We start from the raw sequence: 13,125 nt of genomic DNA on the forward strand, positions 1-13,125 counted from the left end.
TAAAGCGGGTACAATGTGAACGAGGTGAATTTTTATGACAGCGATTCATATTCATGGCGCACGTCAAAACAATTTAAAAAATATTGATGTCTCCATTCCGAAACATCAACTGACGGTCGTCACTGGGCGATCAGGATCCGGCAAGTCTTCCCTCGTCTTTAATACGATTGCCGCAGAATCCGAACGTCTTTTAAATGAAACCTATTCAAGCTACATTCAGCACCAACTGACCCAATATGAAAAGCCTGACGTTGACCATATTGAAAACTTACCTGTAGCGATGGTCATCAATCAAAAAAGGCTCGGTGGCAACTCACGCTCAACAGTCGGCACTATTTCTGATATTTATGCATCTGTCCGACTGTTGTGGTCGCGGATCGGGACACCTTTCGTCGGATATTCAGATGTCTTTTCATTCAACAACCCGAACGGTATGTGTGAACGTTGTCAAGGTCTTGGCTATGTAGAAGATATCGACTTAAATGAACTGATTGATTTCGACAAGTCACTCAATGAAGGTGCCATTCGTTTTCCTTCATTCAAACCGGATAGCTGGCGTGGCAAACGTTATCGTTATTCAGGCTTGTTTGATAATGATAAAAAGCTCAAAGACTATACGACAGAAGAGCTCGATACGTTTCTTTATACCGAGCCGACACGATTGAAAAATCCACCCGCAGAATGGCCAAAAACCGCTAAATTTGAAGGGTTGATTCACCGCTTCCGTCGTTCATTTTTAATTAACGATAACTTCGAGAAGAAGCGTTTTTTAAAAGACGTCGAACGCGTAGTCACCAAGCAAACTTGTCCTGTCTGTCACGGGCAACGACTCAATCAAAAAGTGCTCAGTTGTAAAATTCATGACTTGAATATTGCGGATTTTACCGCGTTGACGATTGAAGAAGCATTGCCTTTTTTAGAAGAAATCGACAGCGACAAAGCGACGTATATTATCGAACCCTTGAAAGCGCAACTCCAAGCTTTGAATGACATTGGTCTGAATTATTTAACACTCGCGCGTGAAACAACAACACTTTCGGGTGGTGAGTCACAACGGATTAAGCTCATCCGTCATTTGAACAGTCCGTTAACCGACCTCGTGTACATTATCGACGAACCGAGTGTCGGCTTGCATCCAGCAGATATTGAAAAAATTAACGAAATTATGCTTAATATTCGTGACAAAGGCAACACTGTTATCATCGTCGAACACGATCCGGACGTCATTAAAATTGCCGATCACATTATAGACATCGGTCCAGGTGCTGGTAAACATGGGGGCGAGATTACATTTGAAGGCAGTTATGAAGCGCTCAAACAGTCCAATACGGATACCGCTCGCGCACTCACCCGTCAACATCACTTGAAACAATCGGCAATTCGTGACGACCAATCATGGCTACATCTAGAACATCTGCAACATAACAACTTACAAGACGTCTCTGTTGCGATTCCGAAAAATGCACAAACCGTCGTGACAGGTGTCGCTGGTTCAGGGAAAAGTTCCTTAATTAAAGGCGGATTTGCGAAACATGAAGATGCGATACTCATTGATCAAAAAGGCGTCCATGCTTCCAATCGTTCGAATTTATTAACGTATACCGGTATTTTCGATGATGTTCGTGAATTTTTCAGTAAAGCAACCGGTCTGAAAAAAAGTATGTTCAGCTATAACTCAGATGGGGCTTGTCCAAACTGTAATGGGAAAGGCGTACTCAAAACTGAACTCGCCTTTATGCCAGATTTTTCACAAGTATGCGAAGTGTGTGGCGGTACCCGTTATCGTCCGGAAGTGTTGGACGCGAAAGTTGACGGTTATTCTATCGCGGACGTGTTAGCACTCACAGTGGAAGAAGGCTTATCACTCTTTCATACACACGAAGCCATCGCGCAAACGTTAAAAGCGCTACAATCGACCGGTCTCGGTTATATGACACTTGGTCAGTCACTCGACACCTTATCCGGTGGGGAAATCCAACGTTTAAAACTGACACGCTACATGATTGAACCGGTGTCAGAAAAAATCTTCATTTTCGATGAACCGACCACAGGCTTACATGAAGATGATATTCCGATATTACAGGCCCGTTTTGATCAACTCATTGAAGAAGGCCATACCGTTATCTTAATCGAGCATAATATCACGATGATGACGCAAGCAGATTGGCTGATTGATGTCGGACCTGGCGCTGGGAACCAAGGGGGACGCGTCCTTTATAGTGGTCCACCTGCAGGACTGAAAGACGTTGCCGAATCACGCACTGCACCCCATCTCTTTGGCAGCTTGTCGGAATAAGTGAGTGATAAAAAGCGTAGTGCCCATGATAAACATATGGGTTTTAGCTTAAAAGTATACAATCATATCATCACTATAAAGGGGGAATCATTGATGACGACACTGACGCATTCAAACGCACGTCAACAGCTTAGAAAACTGATTGATCAAGTCAACCTTGATGACGATGTCGTAACGATCACAACAAATGACCGGAACGCTGTGTTAATGAGTGAAGCGCACTATCATTCGCTCACGGAAACACTTTATTTATTACAATCCCCTGCTAACGCGCAACGTCTCGCTAAGTCTATCGAGGAAGCTGAGCAGGGTCGCACGATCGAGGTAAAATTGAACAACTCAAAACATGATTAACTACAGCATTATCAACACAAAAACTCCGAGGCTTTGGTCATCCATTGACAAAAAGCTCGGAGTTTTCTTTTACTCATCGCATCGCGCCCTTAGTTTTAACGGCTCTCTTTTGCTTTAATCACAATAGAGTTGCCAGAGTAAAATGCGACTTGTGTTGTTTTTGTATCGTAAATTTCGCCTTGTTTCACATGGTCGCGAACAGACTGGTCACTATGACTCACTTTATCAATTAATAAAGTCAAGTTCACTAATTTGCCTTGGCTATCAATACCAAAAATGACGTCATTTTTCTCGTAATATGTGACACCTTTTTCTTGATAATATTTTTTCACGTCATTCCCTACTGCTTTTTTAACGTCATCAAATGTAGATTGACCGACTTTTAAACCATCGTATTTAAAGTTGTCATGTTGTAAAGCACGGTAAAAGTTTTTATCTTCTAATGCATTATTAGACTTGAAATTAAATAAGCCTTTATATGTGTAATAAGGTGTTTGCTGTTCAGTTGCTGCATTCGCCTCTGTATTGAGTGCGCCTGTACCAGCTGTTGCCCCTAACAATGTGCCTAATGATAAAGTTGCCGCCACTGCGACTTTTGTCACTTGATTCATTTGTACCACTCCTCTTTTTCTCAGTACTAATATAAAAATTAGGAATTTATGTTATTTGTAGTTATAGAGTAAAATTTCCACATTTTAATAACTTATATATCAAATTGTTCCTTACTCGAATGATAACAAATTAAGGTAACATTTTCATCCGAAAGTGTTTCGGTCATTGGACGGAAATTTTTCTACAACTCTGTACCTAAAAGGAGTGGCTGCAATATTTTAATGAAGGTGTATATGTTGAGTTTTAACCTACCACTAATGTTATAATGAGTGACAGTATACTAATTCAATGGGGGAAGTATTATGGCTAAAAAATCTAAAAAATCATTAAGCGTGCTTTCAACTGCTTTAACAGGTGCAACATTAGTTGTAGACTTTTATAACTCTTATATTTATCGTTCAAAAAGCCGTAAATTGAGTTACATTTCAGTTGGACTTGGCTTAGTGGATGTCGTATTAAGCTTCTATTTATCACTTGGCGCTAAAAGTAAATTCACAAAAGCATGGTCATTCTTCTCAGCAAGTCGTCAAGTATGGAGTGGCATCCAAAAAATCCAAGCCATTCGTGCACGTGGTTAAGACAAACGACGTCTATTTTTTGCGCAACAAATAAAGGCGTGAACATGAAATCCAACGTCACATTGTGATTTCTGTTCTACGCCTTTTTATGTACGATGTTCACGGTAAATCATCCTCCACGGACCTTCATACATCAGTTTATAAATATTCTCCACTTGCGCATCAATAGGCAAACGCGCATCATCCATCACCCAAGTCCGCATTAACGACCACATGCTTCCTAACACAAAAGCATGAAAATAACGGAAAGGGATACCTTCAACTTCATTCGGATTCGCCAATAAACTTTTGAGATTCAATGCAATCATCTCGCCAATTTTTTGTTCAATTTCATGGTTGCGCCCACTACTTAGAAGCACTTGATAACGTTCAATATCCTCTGAAATCATGTTTAACATCGCTTTCGGAATTTCCTTGAACACGATCGTTGCCTCTTCAAAACTATTCAACGTTTTGAGCTGTTTGGCTTTTTCCTTAAAGTTCAAGCGCATCTTTTCTAAAACTTCATACTCAATTTGATCCAACAAATCATATTTATCATAATAATGTTGATAAAATGTCGCGCGATGGACATCAGCCGTATCTGCAATTTGTTGTATCGTAATTTTATCCAATGCTTCGGTTTTTAATAGTTGAATGAGCGCTTCTTTAATCGCATTTGTCGTTTTACGAATTCGTCGATCCACCTAATTCCCCCTTTGCATCTCACTACCGCTTCTGTTTGTATCATCGTTCTTATCTTATCATACCCTTTAATGTTTACTATCAACACCATCATCCTAGATTTGAAAAGTATGTAAGCAACTGTTTATTACCAATTTGTTAATGGTATATGACATGAAATTCAAACTTTTGAGATTTTAACGAAAAAGGACTAAATTTTTTCAATGCTACAAGCCGCGATATCAATAAAAAACGTGAGCAATACATACTATGCATACTCACGCTTTTGTTGATTAATGAATATATTTGAATGAACTTACAAGATAAGCTGGCACTGTACGATATGTTAAAACGCCAGGTGCTGCAGTAAAGTTCATCTCTGATACTAAAATACTACCGTCTGCATTAAGACGCTCTACATAAGAAACGTGACCATAGTAACCTAAATCAGATTGTAAAATTGACCCTACTGTTGGTCGATGGTCGATGTAGTAACCATCACGCGCCGCATTATCATCCCATGCATTCGCATTCCACCAATACGTGCTAATTGGCAGACCGATTTCTTTACGTTTATTGAAGACATACCATGTACATTGTCCCCAATCGTATAAGTTTTGATGATTAAATGTAGGTGAGTTATAGCTTGGCGTTGTTGACGGACGTGAAGTCGTTGTTGATGACTTCGTAGCTGCACTACCACTCACTTTTAATTGTTGTCCTGGGAAAATTAAAAACGATGTTAAGCCGTTCAAATCCATGATGTGTCGATATGTCGTGCCGTATTTAGATGCGATCAACGACAATGAATCCCCAGGTTGTACTGTGTAGTAAGTTGCATTTCTTGAAGAAGTGTTCGTTGTTCTCTTCGTTGTTGTACTACTTGTTTTGCGGCTTGATGTTGTTGCCGGACCACTTACATTTAACTTTTGACCCGGTAAAATTAAGAAGCTATCCAAGCCGTTCCATTTCATAATGTTTTGATATGTTGTTCCATATCTTGCTGCAATGCCTGACAAAGTGTCCCCGTAACGTACAGTATATACTGTAGATGATGCACTGCTATGACTTGAACTTTGTGTCGTTGAGCGTGTTGTACTGCTTCCGCCAGATACCTTCAACACTTGATTTGGAAAGATTAAGTTAGACGTTAATCCATTATATTGTTTAAGTTGCGCGATGGTGATGTTATATCTTGTTGCAATAGACCAAAGTGAATCACCAGCTTGAACACGATATGTTGTTGAGGCATCTGCATGTGCAGTTAATGCTGTAGCAGCAGCTGTTGTTCCTAGTAACGCTGCCATGAACTTTTTATGCATTCGTTTCCCTCCTTATAAAATAGAAGATATTATTCTTATACAGTTTTATATTATACACTGTTTATGTATGTAGAAATATGTCTGTTATATAACATTATGATTACAAAAAAACCGACATGCCGGCGTTTATAAGGGCTATATATTTACTCCAATTCGTTTGAAAATCGGTTAAATTGCGATGATTTTATCCCAAAAGTCGCTTTTCTCATATATTTTTCTAAACTAACTTTCATGCTCGTGCGACATATGAACGCTTAATATTTTTATAGAAAGAAATTTATTCATGATGATAAAACGTGAAGCTATCTATTAAACGTATCCATATTTCGCCATCGTAAAAACCATGCATTTCAATCGTTAAAATCCTATTCCGAAAAATAATACAAAAATAATTAAAGGAATGAGGACGACTATATTCAGTATGTCGACGATAAACCAAATTAATCCTACTTTTCTTAACTTGGCATCGTCTGAGTTCAAATGCCAAGCTGAAAATATGCCAACAGCGAGTGACGTTGCTTCGAAATATGTCAACAAATCACCAAGGGCTATCGTCAACATCACACAAATGAGTCCACCTACAATTAAAAATAAATAATTTAAAACATTAACGATATGTATGACTCTGACCATAGTCATTACACCTCCTATTTGAAACCATCAATATCAACTTGTTCAACAATTGTCCAACTTATTAAAATTATAACATTTTCATATGATTTTTATTTAATAGATTGGTTTCACGCTTATAAAAATGAATTAAAGGTGGTGAAGCACAAAAAGTTTTTGATGCTATTGATGCAGTATTTTGTTTAACTTGCCCTCTTCCTACGATTTATGCGTCAAATTCATCCTCATTTTCAACTGTTCTATCATTGTAAGTGCGTAATAACACTATTAGAAGGAAGCCGATAAAAAATTTAATGTCTTAGTATGTTTTAATCTTTTATTAAAAAAGCCATACCATGTTTGAATTGAAACATGGTATGACTCAGTCGAATGTGATTGATTTTATAAACGAGATTGATGGTTATTTTGGAAAGAAGGACTAGGACATCCAATTCAGCCTCTGGAGCATGAATCCATGAAGCTAACCGTAAAAATACAACATTTACAGCAATTAAAATAGATATACTACTCCCTCAATCCAACGTGACTTATAATTGGTCGAGTGCTTGTTTTAAATCTTCTACAAGATCATCTGTATCTTCAATACCTAATGATAATCGTACTAAACCGTCCGCAATGCCTTCTTTTGCGCGAATGTCAGCCGGAATGGATGCATGTGTCATTAAGCTTGGTACAGAAATTAAACTTTCAACTGCTCCTAAACTTTCTGCTAATGTGAAATATTTCGTTTGTCTCACAAGGAATTTGGCCTTTTCAACATCGGCTACTTCAAATGAGATAATGCCTGTTGTACCGTCTGCCTGCGCTTGGTGGACATCATAATTCAAGTGTGATGGTTGGCTTGGATGATACACTTTTGTCACTTTGTCGTGTTGATTCAACATTTCGACGACAGCTAAGGCGTTGCGTTCGATTTGTTCCATACGTAAAGCTAATGTTTTCATCCCACGAATGAGTAAATAACTGTCTTGTGGTCCCAATACACCGCCTGTAGAGTTTTGGACAAATGCGATACGTTCTGCGAGTGACTCATCTTTAACTGCGACAAGTCCAGCTACAACGTCACTATGACCCCCTAAATATTTCGTCGCTGAGTGGACAACGATATCTGCGCCCAGTGATAAAGGTGTTTGATAGTAAGGTGTCATGAATGTGTTATCCACGACTGTAATCAGTTGATGTTGCTTGCCGATTTCGCTCACAGCTTGAATATCTGTAATACGTAACAATGGGTTTGATGGTGTTTCGATAAATAACATTTTCGTATTGTCTTTGATTTTTGCTTCAATATTGCTCACATCTGTCGTATTTACAAAGTCAAATTCAATACCGAAACGTGTGAAGACGCGCGTCATAGCACGGTATGAGCCACCATACACGTCTGAACCGACAATAATGTGATCGCCTTGGTCTAACAACATGATGACCGCACTAATCGCTGCCATTCCTGAACCAAATGCGAAACCGTAGTTCCCATGTTCTAAATCAGCAATGACAGACTCAAGTGATGAACGTGTGGGGTTAGCTGTACGTGAATATTCAAAGCCTTGTCTTAACTCCCCAATCGCATCTTGTTCATATGTACTCGTTTGATAAATTGGCGTTGTGACTGCACCTGTATAATCATCTGTTGTATTTCCGCAATGAATGAGTAATGTTTTTTTATTCATTATAAATCTCCTCCGTATTGAAATATCTTTTTCGACATATAACGATCACTGCCATCAGGAAAGATTGCCACCACTTTCCCTTGATCTAATCGCTCTGCTGCTCGAATGGCCCCTTCTAATGCAGCACCTGAAGAACTCCCCGCTAATATGCCTTCATAACGTGCCAAATCTTTAACGTGTTGAAAGGCGGTCTCATCCGGCACGACTTCTACCGCTTCAATCCATTCTCTCTTTAAAAACTGTGGCCACACTTCTACGCCAATGCCCTCTGTATCATGACGCCCCTTTTCTTGACCACTTAAGATAGAACCAGGTGGCTCGACGACAATCGACTTCACATCATGTGACTGAAGCGCTTCTGCCACACCTGCAAATGTCCCGCCAGAACCTGCACCGGCGACAAAATAGTCTAAATCCGGCAGTGCCTCAATCAGTTCGACTGCTAATGTATCTCGATACGCAGCAGGATTATCAAGCGTTTCAAACTGGTTCGTATAATAAGCGCCCGTCTCCTCAGCATACGCTTCGGCCCATTGTCGTGCCCCGAGCATCCCTTCTGCTTGTGATGTACGATGAATGTCAGCGCCGAGTGCCCGCATAATGGCAATCTTCTCTTCTGAAAATCCTTGTGGGGCAAAGATGACACACGTGAGGTCATAATGGTTGGCAACGATGGCTAAACCAATTCCCGTATTCCCTGCCGTTGCTTCCACAATTTGATCCCCAGGTCGAAGCTTACCTTCTTGAATCGCATGCTCGATTAAATACTTGGCCAACCGATCTTTCACGCTTCCCCCTGGATTGTGCATCTCCAGTTTGGCGAAGATTTGGACGCGCTCCGTACTATAATGCTCGAGTTGTACAAGCGGTGTCTGCCCAATTAAGTCAAAATTTCTCAACACTGTCCCCTCATTTCAACCGTTTAATTCTTAGTTAATACATATGAATTATAAGTTAAATGTGTGTCGGTTTCAATGCTAAGAGCCAGAAAAATATCAATTCTTTTAAAAAACAATTATTGTAACTTTCAAGAATGTTGTCATAACGGGTCACGCCTGTTCTCATCAACGACACATCTTTTTTACGTTATAATGAAACTAATGACGCGACATAAAGGAGAGATATCGATGCAACGACACACTTCTATTGGCACAATTCATGGTGAACAGCATCATGATTATGAAGTATTTAAAGGCATTCCTTATGCCCAACCGCCTATCGGTGCATTACGTTTTAAGCATGCACAACTCATGCCGGCTTGGCCAGAAAATTTTTACGCAACTTCATTTGGTCCCGTCCCGATACAACCACCGAATTCATTAGAGTCTTTTTTCGCGACACAAGATCAACACTTCCCGCAGAGTGAAGACTGTCTGACTCTAAATATTTGGCGCCCTACAAAGCCATCCGTGCAGCCACTGCCTGTTATCGTGTTTATTTATGGAGGCAGTTTCGTCAACGGCCATAGCGCACAAGAATTGTATCATCCTCACGAAATCGTTAAACGTGAACCTGTCATCGTCGTCACATTGAATTATCGTTTAGGTGCTTTCGGTTTCTTGAATTGGTCCGCAATCAATTCGGAATGGGATGCGAATAATGGTTTGTCCGATCAAATTTGCGCATTACAATGGGTGCGTGAAAATATTGCACAGTTTGGTGGAGACCCTGACCATATTACATTGATGGGGCAATCTGCCGGCGCGATGAGTGTTGCCGCATTGTTGCGTATGCCAAAAGTCCGCCCTTGGATTAAAAATGCGGTCATGCTAAGCGGTATTTTACATTTGGAATCTCCGCAAGTCGCACAAGATAAAGCACACGCCTTTGCAACTTTAAATGCACAACATTATCCAACGACACCTTGGAACGAACTCGATGCAGAAGCGGTATTAACATTAATGGCGAGACATCAAGCACAATATGGCCCGTCGAAAGGTTTGGAATTGTTGTATCAACCGATTGACTCAGACGATATCGAACCAGATTATCAGAACGTCAATGTCCCTGTACTATTAGGGCGCACAACCGCTGAAGGTGACATTTATATTAAAAATGAACAAAAAAAATTAGCACCCCGTCAATTTCAACGTGTGCTTAAACGTTTAGGTGGTCCCATACCTCCGCTTGAAGACATTGCGACTGCACAACAACAGCGCGACATTATTACGAATTGGCATTTTAAAGCCCCCTTCCAACAACTGCATCAAGCGTTGTCACAAGTCACACCAACATGGCAAGCGACGTTCAATTGGTCTCGTAGCGATCATCCGGACTATTCGTCTGCCTATCACATTTTAGACATGATTTTTTGGATGGGGCGGCTCGACATTTTAGAAGTACACGGCCTTGAATTAACAGAGCGGGAGACCGAACTACGCGAAAGTATGATCCGTGATTTGTGCCATTTCTCCAAACATAGCGCATTAGATGGCAACCGCATTTATGAATAATATAACCGTCCCAAATAAACAGAGGATGGACATAATAATATTTGCTACTATTGATGCAGTATTTTGTTTTACTACCTCGCCTAATGATTTGCAGTATTTGATTGCCCTTATGGCTTCGCGTTCCCAGGGGACTTGTCTCAACTAGCCAACGCTTGATTGAACTATGACATGCAAGTGGCGTTGGCGGATTTTCGACTGCGTCTGATCCCTCGGGAGTCTCAGCCTTCTGGGCAATCTTACATCAGATGCAGTCACTTAGGGCAAGTTTATGAAATGGAGTCAACCCATAGAATCTAATTTTTTCGTTCAATTCATTCTCATTTTTTGACATTTTTATCATCATTAATCTATATATGTCCATAAAAAGATTGAGACTGGGAAACTTACTATCCCAGTCCTGTTTTCCTACGATTTCTACACTAATTGCAATATAAACACTAATAAAATGACAACTGGTAACACATATCGAATAAAAATGTACCATATCGCAAATAATTTCAGAGGATCTTTACTAAAAGCATCTTTCAATTGCACCTTTTTCATCGCATAGCCGACCGCTAATGTTGATGTTAACGCGCCGACCGGTAACAAAATATTCGAAAATATAAAATCCATATTATCAAAAATGGAACCTGCACCAAATCGAATATGACTGAGTGGTCCAAATGATAGTGTAGCCGGTACGCCGACAATGAGGACGCCTAAACTTACGATAAATGCCATTGTTGGACGTTTGCGATTATCGTTACGTGTGAAGTTCGAAACGTTCAGCTCCAATAATGAAATAGACGACGTGAGTGCCGCAAATAAAAAGAGCACTAAGAAAATCGCATAGAACAATGTGCCAAACTGCATTTTTTCAAATACGAGTGGCAAAATGATAAATAATAAGCCTGGACCTTCTTTTGCATGATAGCCAAACGTTTCTAATGCTGGAAAAATCGCGAGTCCTGCTAAAATGGCAATCGCAATATTCATCACTAAAATCGTAACGGCTGACGATTTAACTGGCATATCTTTGGAAGCGTAACTTGCATAAGTCATCATGCCCGTTGTCCCTAGTGATAGCGCGAAAAAGGACTGGCCGAGTGCGAATAACATAGACTCCATATTGATTTCAGAGACACGCGGTTGGAATAAGAAACGAACCCCTTCCATCGCCCCATCAAGCGATAATGTTTTCACTACGATGATGATCAAAAAGACTAACAACAACGGCATCATTATTTTTGATGCTTTTTCTAACCCTTGTTGGACACCACGCATAACAATAGCGCATGTTAAACCGATAAAAATCACCTGTCCCGTGACGACATAGAGCGGCTCACTAATGATCGATTGAAATTGTAAATCATGGAGTTGTGTCGGCACAATGTGGAACAATTGCGCAAGGACAAAACCGAGATAAACGATAATCCAACCTCCAATCACACTGTAAAAGCTGAAAAGGATAAATACCGCTAAGTTACCAATCCAAGCGATACCATTTAACCACCGACGCCCTGTTAACTTGCCAAATATTTCTGTTGTGTACGTGCGCCCGAGCTGACCGACCGCAAATTCCATAATGAGTAATGGCAGACCGACTAAAATGGTGAAAATTAAAAACATGAGTAAAAATGCGCCGCCACCGAACATCCCTGCCATGTAAGGGAATTTCCATAGTGCGCCTAAACCAATCGCAGAACCAGCACTCGCTAAAATAAAGCCGGTTGACGATTTCCATTGTGACCGTTGCGACAAAACCGTTCATCCTCTCTCATTTCTCTACTTTAATACGTTGAATCGTTCAAGTCATCTTGCAATATAACACATTCATAGGTTGTCGACAATGAAAGACCATTTTTTTATAGTATTTCATCAAATGTTAGTATTGAAACGATGTTGTATTTTGATATGATTAAGTTGTAAAAGAAGTGAGACGTTATGTCACAAAAATTAAAAGAACGGATTTATTTGATTGCGATTATCATCAGTACGTTATGTGTCTTGTCGTCTGTTCTGTTTGGTTTAAGTCCGACCATTACAGCAGCAGTGACGTTTATTTCAATAGTTGTTTTTGCGGTCTTGTATTTTGTCGTTCCTAATAAACAACAAAATCGTAAAATACGGTAAAAAATCAAAGCTAGAACATTGAGTTTTCCGAGTCCTATCCTACGATTTGTCAAGGGTTCAATAATTAATATTGACATTACTGAACTAGACCGTCCAATGTTATTTCCTTTTTATGGACATATATCGATTAATGATGATAAAACAGCCAAAAATGAGGATGTATGGGATGTCATCATAGAATGTTATAGGGGTCTCTATTTCAACAACTTGCCCTAAGTGACTGCATTTGATGTAAGATTGCCCAGAAGGCTGAGACTCCCGAGGGAATTAGTGAATATTGCTAGCAGTCACTTCTTTACTCTGATAGTGGCTGCTGTTTATCGCAGTAGCTGTCTGACTTCTCAATGCGTGTGCTTTTGAGAAGTCGAGTCAGCCTTGCGGGGGCAGTACGACGAAATCTTTGTTTTAATGAGATTTCTGTACTGCCCCCAA

Annotated in this window: 12 protein-coding genes; 5 read left to right on the forward strand and 7 right to left on the reverse strand. The window is 40.1% G+C overall.

Annotated features, from left to right (window positions below; genetic code table 11):
• Positions 1–34 precede the first annotated feature (34 nt).
• Entirely contained in the window at positions 35–2,296 is a 2,262-nt protein-coding gene (locus CCE82_RS07145) for an ATP-binding cassette domain-containing protein (RefSeq protein WP_086428726.1), read from the forward strand.
• Between the two features lie 93 nt (positions 2,297–2,389).
• Positions 2,390–2,650 carry a type II toxin-antitoxin system Phd/YefM family antitoxin gene (locus tag CCE82_RS07150; RefSeq protein WP_086428727.1) on the forward strand — a complete coding sequence of 87 codons (261 nt, stop codon included), beginning with the start codon at positions 2,390–2,392 and terminating at the stop codon, positions 2,648–2,650.
• A gap of 95 nt (positions 2,651–2,745) precedes the next feature.
• Here CCE82_RS07150 and isaB read toward each other — a convergent pair whose 3' ends face one another.
• On the reverse strand, positions 2,746–3,261 hold the full coding sequence (isaB, locus tag CCE82_RS07155) for an immunodominant staphylococcal antigen IsaB family protein (RefSeq protein WP_086428728.1): 516 nt from the start codon (positions 3,259–3,261) through the stop codon (positions 2,746–2,748).
• 303 nt (positions 3,262–3,564) lie between these two features.
• Here isaB and CCE82_RS07160 point away from each other — a divergent pair, with 303 nt between their 5' ends.
• Positions 3,565–3,840: a hypothetical protein gene (locus CCE82_RS07160; protein ID WP_086428729.1), complete on the forward strand. Its 276-nt coding sequence runs from the start codon at positions 3,565–3,567 to the stop codon at positions 3,838–3,840.
• 86 nt (positions 3,841–3,926) lie between these two features.
• Here the strand turns inward: CCE82_RS07160 and CCE82_RS07165 are convergent, their stop codons facing one another.
• The 5 genes from CCE82_RS07165 to CCE82_RS07185 form a co-directional block, all read right to left on the reverse strand.
• Positions 3,927–4,526 carry a TetR/AcrR family transcriptional regulator gene (locus CCE82_RS07165; protein WP_086428730.1) on the reverse strand — a complete coding sequence of 200 codons (600 nt, stop codon included), beginning with the start codon at positions 4,524–4,526 and terminating at the stop codon, positions 3,927–3,929.
• Between the two features lie 270 nt (positions 4,527–4,796).
• Positions 4,797–5,825, reverse strand: a complete 1,029-nt coding sequence (locus tag CCE82_RS07170) for a LysM peptidoglycan-binding domain-containing protein (RefSeq protein ID WP_086428731.1) — start codon at positions 5,823–5,825, stop codon at positions 4,797–4,799.
• A 357-nt stretch (positions 5,826–6,182) separates the two neighbouring features.
• Complete coding sequence (locus CCE82_RS07175) at positions 6,183–6,458, reverse strand: hypothetical protein (protein ID WP_240507186.1); 276 nt, start codon at positions 6,456–6,458, stop codon at positions 6,183–6,185.
• 524 nt (positions 6,459–6,982) lie between these two features.
• Positions 6,983–8,125, reverse strand: a complete 1,143-nt coding sequence (locus CCE82_RS07180) for a bifunctional cystathionine gamma-lyase/homocysteine desulfhydrase (RefSeq protein ID WP_086428732.1) — start codon at positions 8,123–8,125, stop codon at positions 6,983–6,985.
• Entirely contained in the window at positions 8,125–9,024 is a 900-nt protein-coding gene (locus CCE82_RS07185) for a PLP-dependent cysteine synthase family protein (RefSeq protein ID WP_086428733.1), read from the reverse strand. The genes CCE82_RS07180 and CCE82_RS07185 overlap by 1 nt, the downstream gene beginning before the upstream one ends.
• Before the next feature lie 228 nt (positions 9,025–9,252).
• Here CCE82_RS07185 and CCE82_RS07190 point away from each other — a divergent pair, with 228 nt between their 5' ends.
• Complete coding sequence (locus tag CCE82_RS07190; protein WP_086428734.1) at positions 9,253–10,578, forward strand: carboxylesterase family protein; 1,326 nt, start codon at positions 9,253–9,255, stop codon at positions 10,576–10,578.
• Between the two features lie 414 nt (positions 10,579–10,992).
• Here the strand turns inward: CCE82_RS07190 and CCE82_RS07195 are convergent, their stop codons facing one another.
• Positions 10,993–12,321, reverse strand: a complete 1,329-nt coding sequence (locus CCE82_RS07195; protein WP_086428735.1) for a sodium-dependent transporter — start codon at positions 12,319–12,321, stop codon at positions 10,993–10,995.
• A 183-nt stretch (positions 12,322–12,504) separates the two neighbouring features.
• Between CCE82_RS07195 and CCE82_RS07200 the strand changes: the two genes are divergently transcribed.
• A complete protein-coding gene (locus CCE82_RS07200) occupies positions 12,505–12,693 on the forward strand; it encodes a hypothetical protein (RefSeq protein ID WP_086428736.1) in 189 nt (62 codons plus the stop codon).
• Positions 12,694–13,125 lie beyond the last annotated feature (432 nt).

Origin of the sequence: Staphylococcus cornubiensis (genome assembly GCF_900183575.1) — a bacterium.
GTDB classification, from domain to species: Bacteria; Bacillota; Bacilli; order Staphylococcales; family Staphylococcaceae; genus Staphylococcus; species Staphylococcus cornubiensis.